At 61.3% G+C, this 17,855-nt stretch carries 18 protein-coding genes and 2 riboswitches; of the genes, 10 read left to right on the forward strand and 8 right to left on the reverse strand.

Annotation, left to right across the window (positions count from 1 at the left end; translation table 11 throughout):
• Positions 1-105 precede the first annotated feature (105 nt).
• The 9 genes from sufB (at position 106) to sufA (ending at position 7,301) form a co-directional block, all read left to right on the forward strand.
• Entirely contained in the window at positions 106-1,575 is a 1,470-nt protein-coding gene (sufB, locus tag ACSQ26_RS08470; protein WP_436008139.1) for a Fe-S cluster assembly protein SufB, read from the forward strand.
• Positions 1,576-1,657: 82 nt separating this feature from the next.
• On the forward strand, positions 1,658-1,828 hold the full coding sequence (locus ACSQ26_RS08475; protein ID WP_436015163.1) for a hypothetical protein: 171 nt from the start codon (positions 1,658-1,660) through the stop codon (positions 1,826-1,828).
• A 482-nt stretch (positions 1,829-2,310) separates the two neighbouring features.
• Positions 2,311-3,066 (forward strand): Fe-S cluster assembly ATPase SufC, encoded by a 756-nt coding sequence (gene sufC / locus ACSQ26_RS08480; protein WP_258162410.1) that lies wholly within the window; start codon positions 2,311-2,313, stop codon positions 3,064-3,066.
• A 15-nt stretch (positions 3,067-3,081) separates the two neighbouring features.
• Positions 3,082-4,353, forward strand: coding sequence for a Fe-S cluster assembly protein SufD (gene sufD, locus ACSQ26_RS08485; RefSeq protein WP_436008140.1), 1,272 nt, complete (start codon positions 3,082-3,084; stop codon positions 4,351-4,353).
• 226 nt (positions 4,354-4,579) lie between these two features.
• A complete protein-coding gene (locus ACSQ26_RS08490; RefSeq protein ID WP_436008141.1) occupies positions 4,580-5,812 on the forward strand; it encodes a cysteine desulfurase in 1,233 nt (410 codons plus the stop codon).
• 11 nt (positions 5,813-5,823) lie between these two features.
• Positions 5,824-6,207 (forward strand): SUF system Fe-S cluster assembly protein, encoded by a 384-nt coding sequence (locus tag ACSQ26_RS08495; RefSeq protein WP_436008142.1) that lies wholly within the window; start codon positions 5,824-5,826, stop codon positions 6,205-6,207.
• 45 nt (positions 6,208-6,252) lie between these two features.
• Entirely contained in the window at positions 6,253-6,534 is a 282-nt protein-coding gene (locus ACSQ26_RS08500) for a ribbon-helix-helix domain-containing protein (protein WP_436008143.1), read from the forward strand.
• Positions 6,531-6,842 carry a type II toxin-antitoxin system RelE/ParE family toxin gene (locus ACSQ26_RS08505; RefSeq protein ID WP_436008144.1) on the forward strand — a complete coding sequence of 104 codons (312 nt, stop codon included), beginning with the start codon at positions 6,531-6,533 and terminating at the stop codon, positions 6,840-6,842. The genes ACSQ26_RS08500 and ACSQ26_RS08505 overlap by 4 nt, the downstream gene beginning before the upstream one ends.
• Before the next feature lie 69 nt (positions 6,843-6,911).
• Positions 6,912-7,301 carry a Fe-S cluster assembly scaffold SufA gene (sufA, locus tag ACSQ26_RS08510; protein ID WP_436008145.1) on the forward strand — a complete coding sequence of 130 codons (390 nt, stop codon included), beginning with the start codon at positions 6,912-6,914 and terminating at the stop codon, positions 7,299-7,301.
• A gap of 71 nt (positions 7,302-7,372) precedes the next feature.
• On the opposite strand, the gene ACSQ26_RS08515 is transcribed toward sufA, so the two are convergent.
• The 7 genes from ACSQ26_RS08515 to ACSQ26_RS08545 all read right to left on the reverse strand — a co-directional run bounded on the left by ACSQ26_RS08515 (position 7,373) and on the right by ACSQ26_RS08545 (position 15,687).
• Positions 7,373-7,681, reverse strand: coding sequence for a flagellar basal body protein (locus tag ACSQ26_RS08515; protein ID WP_436008146.1), 309 nt, complete (start codon positions 7,679-7,681; stop codon positions 7,373-7,375).
• 116 nt (positions 7,682-7,797) lie between these two features.
• Entirely contained in the window at positions 7,798-8,094 is a 297-nt protein-coding gene (locus tag ACSQ26_RS08520; RefSeq protein ID WP_436008147.1) for an alkylphosphonate utilization protein, read from the reverse strand.
• Between the two features lie 115 nt (positions 8,095-8,209).
• A complete protein-coding gene (locus tag ACSQ26_RS08525) occupies positions 8,210-10,099 on the reverse strand; it encodes an ABCB family ABC transporter ATP-binding protein/permease (RefSeq protein WP_436008148.1) in 1,890 nt (629 codons plus the stop codon).
• 265 nt (positions 10,100-10,364) lie between these two features.
• Positions 10,365-13,229 (reverse strand): aminomethyl-transferring glycine dehydrogenase, encoded by a 2,865-nt coding sequence (gene gcvP, locus ACSQ26_RS08530; RefSeq protein ID WP_436008149.1) that lies wholly within the window; start codon positions 13,227-13,229, stop codon positions 10,365-10,367.
• Positions 13,229-13,591 (reverse strand): glycine cleavage system protein GcvH, encoded by a 363-nt coding sequence (gene gcvH / locus ACSQ26_RS08535; protein WP_436008150.1) that lies wholly within the window; start codon positions 13,589-13,591, stop codon positions 13,229-13,231. Before gcvH ends, gcvP begins: the two co-directional genes overlap by 1 nt.
• A gap of 239 nt (positions 13,592-13,830) precedes the next feature.
• Positions 13,831-14,967 carry a glycine cleavage system aminomethyltransferase GcvT gene (gcvT, locus tag ACSQ26_RS08540; protein WP_436008151.1) on the reverse strand — a complete coding sequence of 379 codons (1,137 nt, stop codon included), beginning with the start codon at positions 14,965-14,967 and terminating at the stop codon, positions 13,831-13,833.
• Positions 14,968-15,037: 70 nt separating this feature from the next.
• A riboswitch (glycine riboswitch) is annotated at positions 15,038-15,130 on the reverse strand.
• A riboswitch (glycine riboswitch) is annotated at positions 15,131-15,219 on the reverse strand.
• A gap of 126 nt (positions 15,220-15,345) precedes the next feature.
• Complete coding sequence (locus ACSQ26_RS08545) at positions 15,346-15,687, reverse strand: hypothetical protein (RefSeq protein ID WP_436008152.1); 342 nt, start codon at positions 15,685-15,687, stop codon at positions 15,346-15,348.
• 207 nt (positions 15,688-15,894) lie between these two features.
• Between ACSQ26_RS08545 and ACSQ26_RS08550 the strand changes: the two genes are divergently transcribed.
• Positions 15,895-16,431, forward strand: a complete 537-nt coding sequence (locus tag ACSQ26_RS08550) for a GNAT family N-acetyltransferase (protein WP_436008153.1) — start codon at positions 15,895-15,897, stop codon at positions 16,429-16,431.
• Between the two features lie 78 nt (positions 16,432-16,509).
• On the opposite strand, the gene ACSQ26_RS08555 is transcribed toward ACSQ26_RS08550, so the two are convergent.
• Entirely contained in the window at positions 16,510-17,238 is a 729-nt protein-coding gene (locus ACSQ26_RS08555; protein ID WP_436008154.1) for an SDR family oxidoreductase, read from the reverse strand.
• Positions 17,239-17,855: the final 617 nt, after the last annotated feature.

Here is a 17,855-nt window from a genome sequence, read left to right on the forward strand (position 1 = left end):
AGATCGAGTGAAAATTCGCTTCTGGCGCACCTATATAGGGATGGCGCAAGCTATCGAAGAGACGACAAGCTGCCGGCCTTGACCCGGCAAGATTGGAGACCAGAAATGGCTGCGGTACAAGAGACCATAGACCAGGTCCGCGCGATCGACGTGGACCAGTATAAATACGGCTTCGAGAGCGAAATCGAATCCGACAAGATCGCCCCGGGCCTCTCCGAAGAGGTCATCCGGATGATTTCGGCGAAGAAGAACGAGCCGGAATGGATGCTGGAATGGCGCCTGCAGGCCTACCAGCGCTGGCTGACACTCGAAGAGCCGGAATGGGCGCGCGTCCACTATCCGAAGATCGATTTCAATTCGATCAGCTACTATTCGGCGCCGAAAGGCACTTCGGGACCGAAGACGCTCGAAGATGTCGATCCGGAACTGCTGAGGACCTACGAGAAGCTCGGCATTCCGCTCCGCGAGCAGGAAATCCTCGCCGGCGTCGAGAACCGCCGGATCGCCGTCGATGCCGTCTTTGATTCCGTCTCTGTGGTGACGACCTTCAAGGCCGAGCTGAAGAAGGCCGGCGTGCTGTTCATGTCGATTTCCGAGGCGCTGCAGGAGTATCCGGACCTCGTTCGCAAATATATCGGCTCGGTCGTGCCGATCACCGACAATTTCTATGCGACGCTGAATAGCGCCGTCTTCACCGACGGCTCCTTCGTCTTCGTGCCGAAGGGCGTGCGTTGCCCGATGGAGCTCTCCACCTATTTCCGCATCAACGAGAAGAATACCGGCCAGTTCGAGCGCACGCTGATCATTGCCGAGGAGGGGGCTTACGTCTCCTATCTCGAAGGCTGCACGGCACCCCAGCGCGACGAGAACCAGCTGCATGCCGCAGTGGTCGAGCTCGTGGCGCTCGACGATGCCGAGATCAAGTATTCCACCGTCCAGAACTGGTATCCAGGCGACAAGGACGGCAAGGGCGGCATCTACAATTTCGTCACCAAGCGGGGCGATTGCCGAGGCAAGAACTCGAAGATCTCCTGGACCCAGGTCGAGACCGGCTCCGCGATCACTTGGAAATATCCGTCCTGCATCCTGCGCGGCGATGGTTCGCGCGGCGAATTCTATTCGATCGCGGTGTCGAACGGCTACCAACAGGTCGACAGCGGCACCAAGATGATCCATCTCGGCAAGAACACGTCGAGCCGCATCATCTCCAAGGGCATCTCCGCCGGCCATTCCAACAACACCTATCGCGGCCAGGTGGCGGTCAACCGCCGCGCCGAGAATGCCCGCAATTTCACCCAGTGCGACTCGCTGCTGATCGGCGACAAGTGCGGCGCCCATACGGTGCCCTATATCGAGGCGAAGAACAGTTCGGCCCAGCTGGAGCACGAAGCGACGACGTCGAAGATTTCCGAGGACCACAAGTTCTACTGCATGCAGCGCGGCATTCCCGAGGAAGCCGCAGTGGCCCTGATCGTCAACGGCTTCGTCCGTGAGGTGATCCAGGAACTGCCGATGGAGTTCGCGGTGGAAGCGCAGAAGCTGATCAATATCTCGCTGGAAGGCAGTGTAGGGTAATCCAATCGCGGACGTCATCCTCGGGCTTGTCCCGAGGATCTGGTGAGCAGGCGGTGGCGCGATGACAGGCTTCGTCTATATGATGTCCGACAAACCTCGCGGAGTAATCTACACCGGCGTGACGTCGGATTTGACGGGAAGGATTTGGGAACATCGAAACCATGTGCATCAGGGTTTCACGTCGAAATACAGGGCGGAGAGACTGGTGAGCATCCGAATATCGTTCTTGCGATCCAACGAGAGAAGTCGCTGAAACGATATCGGCGTGAGTGGAAGATCGAACTGATCGAAGGACTGAACCCGACGTGGGACGATTTGTTCGAACGCATTGATGAGATCGAGAATGTGTACCATCCGCATCCGAATACGGTGATGTGGGACAACTATAATTGAGGCGTTGTGTGTTCGCCAGTCCGCTCACCAGATCCTCGGGACAAGCCCGAGGATGACGACCGTGGTGGGTGTCGGCGTACCAAATCGAGGTACCGGACTTGTTGGAATAGAGGTGCCGCATTGATAAGGACTCGGTCGAGATGATCGTAGGTGGCTCAACCCTCTCGACGTCATCCTCGGGCTTGTCCCGAGGATCTGGTGAGCGGAATGAAGGGCACGACTTGCTGACGACGCCTACGAGAGAGAACAAGAAACGTCGCACGGCATAACCAAGAACGCCATCGACGCAATCGGATGAATATGCGGGTCCTTGAAACCCGCCGTATGAACAGGAAGAACACTATGCTTGAAATCAAGAACCTCCATGCCCGCATCGCCGAGGACGGCACCGAGATCATTCGCGGGCTGAACCTGACCGTCAACAAGGGCGAAGTTGCCGCCATCATGGGCCCCAATGGCTCGGGCAAGTCGACGCTGTCCTATATTCTCGCCGGTCGCGACGATTACGAGGTCACCGAAGGCGATATCCTGTTCAATGGCGAGAGCATCCTCGAACTCGATCCGGCCGAGCGCGCCTCCAAGGGCCTGTTCCTGGCCTTCCAGTATCCGGTCGAAATCCCCGGCGTCGCTACGATGCAGTTCCTCAAGGTCGCAATGAACGAGCAGCGCAAGGCGCGCGGCGAGGATGAGTTGACCACGCCCGATTTCATCAGGCGCGTCAAAGCCTCGGCCGCCGAATTGCAGATCGACATGGACATGCTGAAACGCCCGCTCAATGTCGGGTTCTCGGGCGGCGAGAAGAAGCGCGCCGAGATCCTGCAAATGTCGCTGCTTGAACCCTCGCTCTGCGTACTCGATGAGACCGATTCCGGCCTCGACATCGATGCGCTGAAGATCGTCGCCGATGGCGTCAATGCGCTGCGCTCGCCCGATCGCGCCATCGTCGTCATCACCCATTACCAGCGTCTGCTCGATTACATCGTGCCGGACTCGGTGCATGTGCTCTACAAGGGCCAGATCATCAAGTCGGGTCCCAAGGAACTGGCGCACGATCTGGAAGCCAACGGCTATGCCGAGATCATCGGCGAGGCGGCTTAGGCCGGAGGCACTGTTATGAACATCCAGACTGCGATCAAGCCGACCAATGCCGAGCAGGCCCTGATGGATGCCTTCGGGCAGGCCGTCGGCTCGTTGCCCGGCGATGCGGCAATCACCACCCAGCGCTCGACGCTGTTGCGCACGATCAAGGAAACCGGGCTTCCCACCCGCCGCCGCGAAAGCTGGCATTACACCGACCTGCGCTCGCTGCTGCGCAACGTGCCGGCGCCGGGCGCGACGGCGGTGAAAGCCGTGGCACCCATCGTCGAAGGCTCCACCGTTCTGGCGCTTCTCAATGGGGAGGCGATCAAGGCGGCCAACACAGGCGGCCTCAACGTCAAGTCCTTCGCCGAAAGCCTCTCCGATGGCTCGGCGCTCAAGGGCCTGACCGTACGCGATAACGATGATTTCACCGGCCGCCTGAACGGCAGCTTCGTGCGCGACGGCTTCGTGCTCGACTTTCCCGATGGCTTCGAAAGTGAAAAGCCGGTCGAGATCCAGTCCGTGCAGGGCGGTGGCCAGAGCCATAGCCGCATTCCGGTGCGTTTCGGCAAGTCGGCCAAGGCCACCGTCATCGAGCGGCATGTCGCCCAGGGCGAGACCGCCGCGCTGATCTCCTCCGTCAGCGATATCACGCTTGGCGAGGGCTCCGAGGTGACCTGGATCGTCATGCAGCAGCAGGGCAAGGACGACAGCCATTTCGGCCAGTTGCGGATCAAGCTCGGCAAGTCCTCAAAGCTCCGGCTCTATGTCATCAATGCCGGCGGCCAGCTGGTGCGCCAGGATCTCTATATCGATGTCGATGGCGAGCATTCGGAACTGACGCTGCGCGGCATCAACCTGCTCGGCGGCGATACCCATACCGACGTGACGCTGGTGCTCGGCCACAATGCCGAGAACACCAACTCGACGGAGATCATGCGCAACGTCGTTTTCGACCGCGCCAAGGGCGTGTTCCAGGGCCAGATCCGGGTCGCGCCCGGCGCGCAGAAAACCGATGCCAAGATGAGCTGCAACACGCTGCTGCTCTCTGACGAAGCGGATTTCTCCGCGAAGCCCGAACTCGAAATCTTCGCTGACGACGTGATCTGCGGCCATGGTGCGACGGTCGCCGATATCGACGCCACCCACCTCTTCTATCTCCAGTCGCGCGGCATTCCCGAGAAGCAGGCGAGGGCGCTGCTGGTGCAGGCTTTCGTGCAGGAGACCGTCGAGGAACTCGAGGACGAGGTGCTGGTTGAAGCGCTGGAAGGCGTGATCACCGATTGGCTTGAGAAGCACGGGTAGTCTGTAGAACCCCTCATCCCCGGCGCAAATCTTGCGCCTGGGCCCTGCGGGCCACCTTCTCCCCAAGGGGAGAAGCGGGAGATCGCGGGGCGGTTCGACCTCAATCGGCACTCGGGCGGTCGTTGATCAAAGATGAGGGTGCGACGAAAACTCTTCTCCCCTTGGGGAGAAGGTGGCCCGTAAGGGCCGGATGAGGGGTTCCCCTCGCGAATACGGAAAGATGCTCATGTCTACCACCGCCACATACGACGTCGAAGCCATCCGCAAGGACTTTCCGATCCTGTCGAGAGAGGTCTATGGCAAGCCGCTGGTTTATCTCGACAATGGCGCGTCGGCGCAGAAGCCGCAGTCGGTGATCGACGCCGTCAGCCATGCCTATGCCAACGAATATGCCAATGTCCATCGCGGGCTGCATTTCCTTTCCAATGCCGCGACCGATGCCTACGAGGCGGCGCGCGAGAAGGTGCGGCGGTTCCTCAATGCAGGCTCGGTGGACGAGATCATCTTCACCAAATCCTCGACCGAGGCGATCAACACCGTCGCCTATGGCTGGGGCATGCCCAATATCGGGGCGGACGACGAGATCGTCATCTCGATCATGGAACATCATTCCAATATCGTGCCCTGGCATTTCATCCGCGAACGGCAGGGTGCAAAGCTGGTCTGGGCGCCGGTCGATGACGAGGGCGCCTTCCATCTCGACGATTTTGAGAAATGCCTGACCGACAAGACCAAGCTGGTCGCGATCACCCATATGTCGAATGCGCTCGGCACGGTGGTCAACGTCAAGGAAGTCTGCCGCATCGCGCATGCGCGCGGCATTCCGGTGCTGATCGATGGCAGCCAGGGCGCTGTCCACATGCCCGTCGATGTCCGTGATATCGATTGCGACTGGTATGTGATGACGGGCCACAAGCTCTACGGCCCCTCCGGCATCGGCGTGCTTTATGGCAAGGCGGATCGCCTGCAGTCCATGCGGCCGTTCCAGGGCGGCGGTGAGATGATCGCCGAAGTGACGACGGACAACGTTACCTATAACGATCCGCCGCACCGCTTCGAGGCCGGCACCCCGCCGATCGTGCAGGCGATCGGTCTCGGCTATGCGCTGGATTATATCGAGGGCATCGGCCGCGCCGCCATCGCCGAGCATGAGGCCGGGCTCGCCCAGTATGCCGCCGAGCGCTTGCGCTCGGTGAATTCGCTGCGCATCTTCGGCAATGCACCCGGCAAGGGCGGCATCTTTTCCTTTGAACTCCAGGGCATCCACTCCCATGATGTCTCAATGGTAATCGATCGCCAGGGCGTTGCCGTGCGCGCAGGCACCCATTGCGCCCAGCCGCTCTTGAACCGCTTCGGCGTCACCTCCACATGCAGGGCATCCTTCGGGCTTTACAATACGCGCGCCGAGGTGGATGTGCTGGTCGAGGCGCTCGAACACGCCCGCAAGTTCTTCGCGTAGGAGATTGAGATATGGCCAATAGCGAAACCACGGTCGAGAAAGTCGACGTCCGGCAAGGCATCGTCCAGTCCGCCTTGTCTACCGACGAGATCGCACGGCTCTCCGACGATATCATCGCGGCGCTGAAGACCGTCTACGACCCGGAAATCCCGGCCGATATCTACGAACTCGGCCTGATCTACCGCATCGACATCGAGGACGACCGCACGGTGAAGATCCTGATGACGCTGACCGCGCCGGGCTGCCCGGTGGCCGGCGAGATGCCCGGCTGGGTCGAAAACGCCGTCGGCGCCGTAGAAGGCGTGATGGGCGTCGATGTCGAAATGACCTTCGATCCGCCGTGGTCGGCAGACCGCATGAGCGAAGAAGCGCAGGTCGCGCTCGGCTGGTATTGAGGGCGATTCTGGATTAGCCTGTCTATGCCGAATGGAGATTGAAGCATGGGCCGAATGGAAAGACTAAGCGTGGATATTCCGCGTGAAGTGAACGAGATCGTTGAGGAGGCGGTGGCGTCCGGCGAATTCACCTCGGCGAGCGAGATGGTTTCTTCGGCGCTAGCGGAGTGGAAGTCAACCCGGCTTATCCACGGCTATACGGTGGAAGAACTGCGCGCGCTTGTCGACGAAGCAGATGCGAGTGGCGAATTCATAGATGGCGAGACTGCTCGACGCGAGATTGAAGAAGAACTCGAAGCCTATATCGCGGCCAAGCGTGGACAATGAGCTATATTCTTCGTCCGCGCGCGAAGGCAGACATCATATCAATCGCCAAGTATATCGCAGATCACAATCTCGCCGCGTCGGCAAGATGGCATCGAGAGATTCTCGATGCTTGCGCAATGATTGGTGACCTGCCCGAGATCGGACAGCCTCGTGACGATGTGCGGGCAGGACTGCGCACGTTTCCAAAGGGAAACTACCTCATTGTGTTCGAAACAGGCCGATCGGCGGCCCGGATTCTCCGCGTCATCCACGGCGCCCGAGATTGGCCGAAGCTTGTGCGATTAGGCTCGCCGCTATTGATCCCTTAACCCGGGTCCACTACATTGAGTGACGAAAACATCGGGCCTTGAACCCGGTCGTTGAAGGAGAAAGAGCCGATGGGCTTTGCAGTCATGACCATGACGGACGGTGCCGCGACGCGCGTCCGGGAAATCGTTGGAAATTCCGATAGCGCGCAGGGTATCCGCGTCGGTATCAAGAAGGGCGGATGCGCCGGGATGGAATATACCATCAACCTCGTGAGCGAGCCGAATGCCAGGGACGACCTGATCGAGCGCGATGGCGCCAAGGTCTGGGTCGAGCCCGCGGCGGTTCTTTATCTTCTCGGCACCGAAATGGGCTTCGAGACCACGACGTTGCGTTCGGGCTTCACCTTCACCAATCCCAACCAGACTTCGGCCTGCGGCTGCGGCGAATCCGTCGAGCTTAAGCCCGCCGATCTCGCGGCACTGGCAGCCAAGGGCGATGCGGTGGTTCGGGCTGGCTGAGCGCCCCATCAAGATTTGAAACGAAATCGGCGCCCGCGGGCGCCGTTTTGCGTTAGACGATCTGCATCCGGTCAATCCCGCTTGATCGTGGCAAGCACATCCCAGAGATCGGCGCCTGCCTCGAACATGGCGGCATTGGCTTTATAGCCAAGTTCGGCTTCCGTGAGCTCAAGCATTTCGGTCGCGAGATCGACACCCTCGGGACCGGATGTGACCGTCGTTTCAACACCTGCGGGATCCGACGTCGATGCCAGGCTGACAGTCTGCCGCCTGTAATCCGGCGTGTCGGCGTTCGCGATATTGTCGGCGACCGCCGCGAGCCTGTTGGTTTGCGCATTTATGCCCGAGAGGGCGATGCCGGTGATCGATGCGATGCTCATCAAGCTCATTTCCCAGAGACATGAGCGATCTATATAAGCGGCCGATGAAAAAAGCGTGAAACACGAGGGTTACCGGTGTTGGCACCCACTGTCCCGGATCGGCACATGCAAGGCACTCACCGCTTGCGTACGAATTCCGTCCGCAGGACCAGGCCCTTGATCGCATCGTGCCGGCAATCGATCTCTTCGGGATTGTCGGTGAGGCGGATCGACTTTATCACCGTGCCCTGCTTGAGCGTCTGGCCGGCGCCCTTGACCTTGAGATCCTTGATCAGGGTGACGGAATCGCCATCGGCCAGTTCCGTGCCCGAAGCATCGCGTGCGACCGGCTTTGCAGCGGCGGCGGCCGCGACTTCGGACGCGGGACGCCATTCGCCCGTTGTCTCGTCATAGACGTAATCGTCGTCAGCCATCTGCTCTTCCAATCGTCAAATCGTGAAATGCTCCGGATCACGTCCCGGATACTGCGTGTGGGGTATACCAGGCGAGGCGGGCATGCAACCGCACACGGCAATGCGCGCCCGAGGATTACGAACCCGCCGGCCTGCCGCGCAGCACCACGCCCAACTCGTCGGTCTCGCGCACGCGCTTGAGATTTTCCTCGGCTTCGGTCGCCTCGCGCTGGCGGCTCCACATCGAGGCGTAGAGACCGCCCTCGGCCAGCAGTTCGCCGTGCTTGCCCCGCTCGGCAATCAACCCGTCTTTCAGCACGATAATCTCGTCGGCATTGACCACGGTCGAGAGGCGGTGGGCGATCACCAGTGTCGTCCGGTTCCTCGAGACCTCGTCGAGCGCGGTCTGGATCTCCTGTTCGGTGCGGGTGTCGAGCGCCGACGTGGCCTCGTCAAGGATGAGGATCGGTGGCGATTTGAGGATAGTGCGGGCGATGGCGACACGCTGCTTCTCGCCGCCCGAAAGTTTCAAGCCGCGCTCACCAACGGTCGACTCGTAGCCGTCGGGCAGGCTCTTGATGAAATGATCGACCTGGGCGACCTCGGCCGCGCGCTCGACCTCCGCCTGGCTTGCCGAAGGGCGGCCGTAGCGGATGTTATAGCCGATCGTGTCGTTGAACAGCACCGTGTCCTGCGGCACCATGCCGATCGCAGCGCGCAAGCTGGTCTGCGTGACCTCTCGGACATCCTGCCCGTCGATCGTGATCGCGCCCTGTTGGACATCGTAGAACCGGTAGAGCAATCGCGAGATCGTCGATTTGCCGGCGCCCGAAGGGCCGACCACCGCCACAGTGTGGCCAGCCGGTACATCGAATGAAATGCCCTTGAGGATAGGCCGCGCCGGGTCGTAGGCGAAATGCACGTCCCTGAACGCCAGCGCGCCAGCCGTGGCCACCAATGGCCGGGCATCCGGCGCATCCTCGATCTCGGCATCGGTATCGAGCAGGTCGAACATCTGCTCGATGTTGGCCAATCCCTGGCGGACTTCGCTATAGATGAAGCCGATGACGCCGAGCGGCAGCGCCAGCTGCATCAGCAGCACATTGATGAACACGAAGTCGCCGATCGTCTGGGTGCCGGCGCGGATCGCCAGCGCCGACATCGTCATCATCGCCATCATGCCTGCGCTAAAGATCACGATCTGGCCGAAGTTCAGCAACCCCTGCGAAGTCCAGACCTTGGTGGCAGCCTTTTCGTAGGCCTCCATCGACTGGTCGAAGCGTTTCGCCTCCATCTGCTCATTGCCGAAATATTTCACTGTCTCGAAATTCAGCAGCGAGTCGATCGCCTTGGAATTGGCCTCGGCGTCGGAGGCGTTCATGCCGCGCCGGATGTCGATGCGCCAATCGCTCGCTCGGATCGTGAACCAGATGTAGCAGGCGACCATCAGCGCTGCGGCCGCCAGGTAGCTCAACCCATAGGTCCAGCCGAGGATCGCCGCCGTCATGGCGAATTCGAGGATCGTCGGGATCGTGTTGAGGATCACGAAGCGGACAATGATCTCGATGCCCTTGGTGCCGCGCTCGATGGCGCGCGACAGGCCGCCGGTGCGGCGCTCAAGATGAAACCGTAGCGAAAGCTGGTGCAGATGCAGGAAGGTCTTCAGCGACAGCTGCCGCACCGCATATTGCCCGACGCTGGCAAACAACGTATCGCGCAGCTGGTTAAAGCCCGCCTGGATGACGCGGGCGAGATTATACGCAGCCACCAGCGCCAGCACGCCCAACCCGAGCGACATCATGTTGCCGACAGCATCTGTTTTGCCCGACAGTGCGTCCGTCGACCACTTGAAGAAATACGGAACGGTCAGCAGAACGATCTTGGATAGCACCAGGAAGAACGTCGCGAGCGCCACCCGCATTTTCAGGTCCGGCCGATCCGATGGCCACATATAGGGCCAGAGATTGCGGATCGTCTGGACGATGCGGCCCGATTCGACTGAGACGGTCTTTTTCGCTGCTGCCATTCACCTCACCGCAAATCATGCGCCCGAAAGCGGGACTGTCCTTAGGCGTGATAGCGTCTCGGGACGAATGGGGCAACGAAGTTAGCTGAGACGGTGGGAGGGAAAAGGACGGCCGATTACCTCTCGGTCGTCATGCTCGACCTTCACCTTGATTGTTTGGCAGGCGGCACCAGATACTCGGCACAGGGCCGAGTATGACGTCGCGGGTGTTGCAAGGTTCGGCAAGAGGTGAGGCCGCCGGAGTGATTCTGGCGGCCTCTTTGCCTCACTCAGCAGCCTCCAGATAATCCTCCACTGGCGGGCAGGAGCACACCAGGTTCCTGTCGCCATACACGTTGTCCACCCGGTTGACCGGAGGCCAATATTTGTCGACGCGGAAGGCGCCGGGGGGGAAGCAGGCCTGTTCGCGGGAATAGGGCCGGTCCCACTCGCCGACGAGGTCCTGCACGGTGTGCGGGGCGTTCTTGAGCGGGTTGTTGTCCTTGTCCATCGTGCCGGCCTCGATCTGGCGGGCTTCCTCGCGGATCGCCAGCATGGCTTCGCAGAAGCGGTCGATTTCGGCCTTGGTCTCGCTTTCGGTCGGCTCGATCATCAGGGTGCCGGCGACCGGCCAGCTCATGGTCGGCGCGTGGAAGCCGCAGTCGATCAGGCGCTTGGCGACATCATCGACCGTGACACCGCAGAGAGCCTGTAGCGGCCGCGTGTCGATGATGCATTCGTGCGCGACGCGGCCCTTGTCCGAGGAATAGAGCACGTCATAGGCGCCTTTCAGCCGTGCGGCGATATAGTTGGCGTTGAGGATCGCCACCTTGGTCGCCTGCGTCAGCCCTTCGCCGCCCATCATCAGGATGTAGCTCCAGGAGATTGGCAGGATCGAGCCGGAACCGTAAGGCGCCGCCGACACTGCACCGTGCCCGCCACCGGTTTCCGGATGGCCGGGCAGGAACGGTGCGAGATGCGTCTTGACCCCGATCGGCCCCATGCCGGGACCACCGCCGCCATGCGGAATGCAGAAGGTCTTGTGCAGGTTGAGATGGCTGACATCCGAGCCGATATCGCCGGGCCGCGACAGGCCGACCATGGCATTCATGTTGGCGCCGTCGAGATAGACCTGGCCGCCATTGGCATGCGTGATTTCGCAGATCTCGCGCACCGTCTCCTCGAACACGCCATGCGTCGAGGGATAGGTGATCATGATGCAGGAGAGGTTGGTGGCATGCTGCTCGGCCTTGGCACGGAAATCGGCGAGGTCGATATCGCCGTCGTCCGACACCTTCACCGGCACCACCTTCATGCCCGCCATCTGAGCCGAGGCGGGGTTGGTGCCATGCGCCGAGGTCGGGATCAGGCAGACATCGCGATGGGTGTCGCCATTGGCAATGTGGTAGTTGCGGATGGTGAGCAGGCCCGCATATTCCCCTTGCGCGCCGGAATTGGGCTGCATGGAGAATGCGTCGTAGCCGGTCACATCGCAGAGCTTGGCCGAGAGATCGTCGAGCATCGCCTTGTAGCCGAGCGCCTGATGCGGCGGCACGAAGGGGTGGATCTCGGAGAATTCCGGCCAGGTGATCGGCAGCATTTCCGCCGTGGCGTTGAGCTTCATGGTGCAGGAGCCGAGCGGAATCATCGCCCGGTCGAGCGCCAGATCCCGGTCTGACAGGCGTCGGATGTAGCGTACCATCTCGCTCTCGGCGCGGTTCATGTGGAAGATCGGGTGCGTGAGATATTCGCTCACCCGCAGCATGTCCTCGGGCAGGCGGTAGCCGGGTTCGAAGTCGTCGGACGTGAAGTCGCCGCCGAAGGCGCGCCAGACCGCTTCCAGCGTCACCGGCCGCGAACGCTCGTCGAGCGATATGCCGATTCGGTCCTCGCCGATCTTGCGGAGATTGACTTCCTGGGCCTCGGCGGCCTTCAGGATGACGCCCTGCAGCTTGCCGACTTCGACGGTGATGGTGTCGAAGAAGGTTTCCGGCTCGACCTTGTAGCCGAGTTTTTCCAGCCCGCGCGCCAGCCGCACCGTCTTCTGGTGCACGCTCTGGGCAATGGCCTTGAGGCCCTTCGGGCCATGGAAGACGGCATACATCGAGGCCATGACGGCGAGCAGCACCTGCGCGGTGCAGATATTCGACGTCGCCTTCTCGCGGCGGATATGCTGTTCGCGGGTCTGCAGCGACAGGCGATAGGCGCGGTTGCCGCGCGCATCGACCGACACGCCGACGAGGCGGCCGGGCATCGAGCGTTTCCATTCGTCCTTGACGGCCATGTAGGCGGCATGCGGGCCGCCATAGCCGACCGGTACGCCGAAGCGCTGGGTGCAGCCTACCGCGATATCGGCGCCCATTTCGCCGGGCGATTTCAGTAGGCACAAAGCGAGGGGGTCGGCAATGACGATGCCGATGGCGCCGGCTTCATGCAGCTTCTCCATGATCCCGGTGAAATCGCGAACATGGCCGTAGGTGCCGGGATACTGGAAGATCGCGCCGAACACATTGTTGGTGTCGAGATCGCGGAAGGGATCGCCGACCACGACATTCCAGCCGAGAGGCTCGGCGCGGGTCTTGAGCAGTGCGATATTCTGCGGGTGGCAGTTCTCGTCGGCGAAGAAGGTCAGCGACTTGGATTTCGCGACGCGCTGGGCCATCGCCATGGCTTCAGCGGCGGCGGTGGATTCATCGAGCAACGAGGCATTGGAAATGTCCAGCCCCGTCAGGTCGCTCACCATGGTCTGGTAATTGAGCAGTGCCTCGAGCCGGCCCTGGCTGATCTCGGGCTGGTAGGGCGTATAGGCCGTGTACCAGGCCGGGCTTTCCAGGATGTTGCGCTGGATGACCGGCGGCGTGATCGTGCCGTAATAGCCCTGGCCGATCAGCGAGACCAGCTTCTTGTTGAGGTTCGCCGTCTCGCGCATCTTGTCGAGGGCCTCGCGCTCGGTCAGCGGCTTGTCCCACTTCAGCGGCGTCTGGATGCGGATGGAGCCGGGCACGGTGTCGTCGATCAGAGCGTCGAGGCTCTTATAGCCAATCACGCCAAGCATCGCGTCCATCTCCTCGGGCGAGGGGCCGATATGGCGGCGGTCGGCGAAATTGTAGGGGTCGTAATCGGTGAAGGTAAAGTCCTTGGGAAGTGCCATTATGCGATCATCCGTTCATATGCTTCCTGATCCATCAGGCCGTCGGCATCAGAGGGATTGGCGAGCTTGAGCTTGAAGAACCAGGCCGCACCCTGCGGATCGGCATTGACCATCTCGGGATGTGCCACGATGGCGTCATTGACCTCGACGATCTCGCCGTCGAGCGGACAAAAGACATCCGATGCGGCTTTTACGCTCTCCACAGTGGCGGCATTGTCGTTCTTGGAGAAGGTCGCGCCGACCTCGGGCAGTTCAACGTAGACGAGGTCGCCGAGCTGTTCGGCGGCATGCGTCGTGATGCCGACAGTAGCAATGCCGCCCTCGATCTTCAGCCATTCGTGCTCTTCGGTGAATTTCAGCATATTGGTTTATCCTCTGGATCAGTTTGATTGTGTTCTGGCAGAGGACGGGGCGATCACCCCCCTCTGTCGCTTCGCGACATCTCCCCCTCAAGGGGGGAGATCGGTAACTCGTTGAAATGCCGCGTCCCCACGAAGCGTAGAGATATTGGCGAGGATCGCGCTACACCCGATCTCCCCCCTTGAGGGGGAGATGCCCGGCAGGGCAGAGGGGGGTGTTCCAAGATCGAAAACGCTCATGATCACCGCTTGTAAGTCGGTTTGATAAACGGAAGCTCGGTCACGGTGACCGGCAGGAACTTTCCACGCACCTCAGCGAAGATGCGGGTACCCGGCATGGCGTGCGAGATCGGCACATAACCCATGGCAACCGGGCCATCGACGCTTGGCCCGAAGCCGCCCGAGGTGACTTCGCCGAGTCGCGTGGCGCCACCCTCGTCGCCATAGAGGATCGCATGCGCCCGGACAGGCGCCTTGCCGTCGGGCTTCAGGCCCACGCGCCTGCGTGTCGCGCCGTTTTCCAGTTCGTCCAGAATGCGACTGGCGCCCGGAAAGCCCCCTGCACGAGCACCGCCCTTGCGGCGCACCTTCTGGATCGCCCATTCCAATCCCGCTTCGACCGGGCTCGTTGTTGTGTCGATATCGTTGCCGTAGAGGCAAAGGCCCGCCTCGAGCCGCAGGCTGTCGCGCGCGCCAAGCCCCACCGGCTCGCAATCGGGATGGTCGAGCATGCGACTGACGACCAATTCCGCCTTATCCGCCGGAATCGAAATCTCGAACCCGTCCTCACCCGAATAGCCGGAGCGGGAGACGATGCAATCGACATCATGGAGATCATCGAATTCGACATCCATGAACTTCATGCTGGTGATCTCAGGGCAAAACTCGGCCAGCACCTGCTCGGCATGCGGCCCCTGCAGCGCCACCAGCGCGCGGTCGGACAGGATCTCGAACGTGCAACGATCTCCGAGATGGTCCTGCATATGCTTAAAGTCGGCGTGCTTGCAGGAGGCGTTGACCACCATGTAGAAATGATCGCCGCGATTGGCCACCATCAGGTCGTCGAGAATGCCGCCCGCGTCATTGGTGAACAGGCCATACCGCTGGCGGCCGGGCTTCAGCCCGAGAATATCCACCGGGATCAGGCTTTCGAGCGCCAGCGCCGCGTCCTCGATGCGCCCGGATTTCGCCCGGATCGCGACCTGTCCCATATGCGAGACGTCGAACAAGCCGCAGGCGGAGCGGGTCGCGAGATGCTCCTTCAGCACACCGGCGGGATATTGCACCGGCATGTCGTAGCCGGCAAACGGCACCATCCGGGCGCCGAGCGAGAGATGAAGGGCGTGAAGCGGGGTTTTAAGAAGGGGTGCATCGTCCACGAGGCGGTCTCCGGTTCGGCGCTCACGCACCTGCTCAAGAACGGGGCCTTTGGCAGGCGCCCGCGTGACTTAAGCCCCCTCTGTCCTGATGCCTGAGATTGTTATCCCTTCGGCAGGCGCCTATCTGCTCCTCGCAAACGCGCCGTTCTCCAGAGTTCCGTAACCTGTCCGCTGGTCCTTTGGCCTGAGAGTTTCCGGGGCGGTTGCTCCTTCGGCACCACGTTTTCGACGTGGATTCTCCCAGCGGGACGCCACTTGATAGACCCGCCAGCGTCGCTCTGGCAAGAGGCGATGACGCTTTTGTCGCAACATTTGTCGTTGATGTGAAAGACGCGACAACCAGCGGGGTGCCGGCCCGCTCAGGATCAGGCGTGTCGGTCAGACAGGATCGACGCGATCGTCGGAAAGGACATCCGGGGATTCCGGCTGATCCTCGGCTACCGGTTCATCCTCGCCGGCGTTGAGCATATATTCCTGCCTTGCCATATCGGGTGTGGACTGCGGTTGCTGTTCGGCGGTGAGGAAGAACAGCGCCAGCGCAGGCGGCTGCACCACGTTCATCAGCACTTTCTGCTGCAGGTCGCCGGATTTGCGCGCCTGGGCGGCGAGCGCCTTCATGGTCTGCTCGGACGGCGAGCTGCCGCTCACACGGGCGCTGGCCTTGAGCGGCTCGGCCGCATAGGCTGCTGTGTTGGCGGAAACTGTAACGACCTGCACCATCTGCTTTACCGGACCATATACCTCTCGGCACACTATCCGTTGCCGATGTCGGAACGGTTGAAACGGTCGTTAAACATTTAACGACATTCGATTCTTCCCTGTTTGCGCGTGACTGCATATCGACCACCTTCGATTCACGAGGCTAGATATGGATTGAGCGATCATATCAGCCGCGATAGACAGTCCGGGCCAAAGCCGGAGAGCCGCATGGAAGACAACATCATCAGAACGGCCCGTCTCACCATGCGGCGGCCCGAAGTGCGCGATCTCGGCGCGATGCACGCCATCCTCTCCAATCCCGTCGCCATGCGCTACTGGTCGACGCTGCCGCACAAGAATCTCGGCGAGAGCCGGGAGTGGTTGAAGGCCATGATGGCCTCGCCGGAAGGTGAGAGCGACGACTTCGTCGTCACCTTCGAGGACCGCGTGATCGGCAAGGCCGGCTTCTGGCGCCTGCCCGAGATCGGCTACATCTTCCATCCCGATTGCTGGGGGCAGGGGCTCGCCCACGAATGCCTGTCCGCCCTCATCGCCCGCGCCTTCCAGCGTCGCGGCATGGACGCCATCACCGCCGACGTCGACCCCCGCAACCAGGCCTCGCTCGGGCTGCTGGGAAAACTTGGATTCGTCGAGACGGGGCGCAAGCAGGCGACATGGCTGATCGGAGATGAATGGTGCGACAGCGTGTATATGGAATTGAGGCGGCCCAACCACTCAATGGGCTCCGAGCGCCAACAATTCTGACCCCGGGACGGATCATCCCGGAGACTGCAGTTTTCAACATCGCTCGGATCTATCGCGTCAGCTCCGCGCGGCGTGCTGTCAAATATCCTGGTTCTGAGGCAGTAGCACGAGGTCGCGGACAGTGGCGTTGGCGGGGCGGGTCAGCATGAAAATCAGGGCATCAGCCACGTCTTCGCTGCGCAGCCCTTCATGGGCGGCAACCCGGCGCTCGATTTCCTCCGGGTCGATTATGCCCCACAATTCGTTGAGTACGATGCCGGGTGCAAGCGAACCCACCCGGATGTTGTGCGGCGCGACCTGGCGGCGCAGGCCGTGGACGAAGGACTGCACGGCGTGCTTGGACGCCGAATAGACCGGTTCCCAATGCAAGGCCTGATGGCCCGAAATCGAGCTGGTGACAACGATCTCGCCGGTCCTGCGTTCGATCATTCCCGGCAAAACGGCCCTTATGGCGCGAAAGATCGAGTTGACGTTGACCGAAAGCATCGCGTCCCACAGGTCGGCATCGCCTTCCGCCACAACGCCCGGTACATAGCTGCCCGCATTGGCAAACAGGATATCGATCCTGCCGAATGCGGCTGTAACTGTCTCCACCATGGCGTTGACCTCCGCCGCGACGGTGAGGTCAGCCGGAACCGCCAGCGTTTGGGCGCCAAGTTCCTGGGCCAGCGCGTCGAGCTTGTCCTTCGAGCGTGCCACCAATGCGACCTGGACGCCTTCCTTGGCCAGCGCGCGGGCAGCTGCGCGGCCAATGCCGGAGCTGGCGCCTGTGACGATGGCGGTCTTGCCCGCAAGCGATTGGGTCATTTGTAAAATCCTCCAAAGCCGATTTAGAAAATATCGAACGAACTTAGCTCTCCCAGTCTGAACAACACCTGAGAGGATGCAGACGGTACTGCCAGACCCGGCGACCGACAAGCTCTTAGGAGGTGTGCCAAGGGACGCGGATCATCGTGCCCGACGCGGTTTGAACCGACACCATTGCGATCGCAACTTCAGTTGCCGCGTATCAAGGCCACGGCCGCTTTCCGTGCATCCCCAGTTCTTGGGACTATTGTGGACATGCCAGCGCCGCATTCTCGTGCGAGGCACGCGCTGCCGGGCGCTGGGGACCACCACCCGCCACATTCCTTCCAGAGATCGGGGCACCGTTTAAGATTTGTTGACCATATTTCTTCATGCTTTGCCCGTTCGGCGCAGTTGCGGGAGCGATCGCTCCGCACTTCGTTGGCAGCGTAACGACCTGCGGACAGTGTTTTCACAGCCGCGTCGAGTAACGAGTATCGGGTAACTTTAGTCATGGCGTCTCAGAATAAGTCCGCGCATTCCGCATCGAAATCCCGCCGGGGTCTTTCCCTCAGTATCGCTGTGAGCGCCTTGCTTTTCTGCAGCGTTATCGCCGGATCCGCTTGGGGCCTCGCTTC

The organism is Rhizobium sp. LjRoot254 (genome assembly GCF_964254105.1).
Taxonomy (GTDB): Bacteria; Pseudomonadota; Alphaproteobacteria; order Rhizobiales; family Rhizobiaceae; genus Rhizobium_E.

Excerpts from the sequence above, each read along its gene's own strand:
- sufB (WP_436008139.1), top strand. The coding sequence starts at position 106 with ATGGCTGCGGTACAAGAGACCATAGACCAGGTCCGCGCGATCGACGTG.
- ACSQ26_RS08475 (WP_436015163.1), top strand. The coding sequence starts at position 1,658 with ATGTCCGACAAACCTCGCGGAGTAATCTACACCGGCGTGACGTCGGAT.
- sufC (WP_258162410.1), top strand. The coding sequence starts at position 2,311 with ATGCTTGAAATCAAGAACCTCCATGCCCGCATCGCCGAGGACGGCACC.
- sufD (WP_436008140.1), top strand. The coding sequence starts at position 3,082 with ATGAACATCCAGACTGCGATCAAGCCGACCAATGCCGAGCAGGCCCTG.
- ACSQ26_RS08490 (WP_436008141.1), top strand. The coding sequence starts at position 4,580 with ATGTCTACCACCGCCACATACGACGTCGAAGCCATCCGCAAGGACTTT.
- ACSQ26_RS08495 (WP_436008142.1), top strand. The coding sequence starts at position 5,824 with ATGGCCAATAGCGAAACCACGGTCGAGAAAGTCGACGTCCGGCAAGGC.
- ACSQ26_RS08500 (WP_436008143.1), top strand. The coding sequence starts at position 6,253 with ATGGGCCGAATGGAAAGACTAAGCGTGGATATTCCGCGTGAAGTGAAC.
- ACSQ26_RS08505 (WP_436008144.1), top strand. The coding sequence starts at position 6,531 with ATGAGCTATATTCTTCGTCCGCGCGCGAAGGCAGACATCATATCAATC.
- sufA (WP_436008145.1), top strand. The coding sequence starts at position 6,912 with ATGGGCTTTGCAGTCATGACCATGACGGACGGTGCCGCGACGCGCGTC.
- ACSQ26_RS08515 (WP_436008146.1), bottom strand. The coding sequence starts at position 7,681 with ATGAGCATCGCATCGATCACCGGCATCGCCCTCTCGGGCATAAATGCG.
- ACSQ26_RS08520 (WP_436008147.1), bottom strand. The coding sequence starts at position 8,094 with ATGGCTGACGACGATTACGTCTATGACGAGACAACGGGCGAATGGCGT.
- ACSQ26_RS08525 (WP_436008148.1), bottom strand. The coding sequence starts at position 10,099 with ATGGCAGCAGCGAAAAAGACCGTCTCAGTCGAATCGGGCCGCATCGTC.
- gcvP (WP_436008149.1), bottom strand. The coding sequence starts at position 13,229 with ATGGCACTTCCCAAGGACTTTACCTTCACCGATTACGACCCCTACAAT.
- gcvH (WP_436008150.1), bottom strand. The coding sequence starts at position 13,591 with ATGCTGAAATTCACCGAAGAGCACGAATGGCTGAAGATCGAGGGCGGC.
- ACSQ26_RS08545 (WP_436008152.1), bottom strand. The coding sequence starts at position 15,687 with ATGGTGCAGGTCGTTACAGTTTCCGCCAACACAGCAGCCTATGCGGCC.
- ACSQ26_RS08550 (WP_436008153.1), top strand. The coding sequence starts at position 15,895 with ATGGAAGACAACATCATCAGAACGGCCCGTCTCACCATGCGGCGGCCC.
- ACSQ26_RS08555 (WP_436008154.1), bottom strand. The coding sequence starts at position 17,238 with ATGACCCAATCGCTTGCGGGCAAGACCGCCATCGTCACAGGCGCCAGC.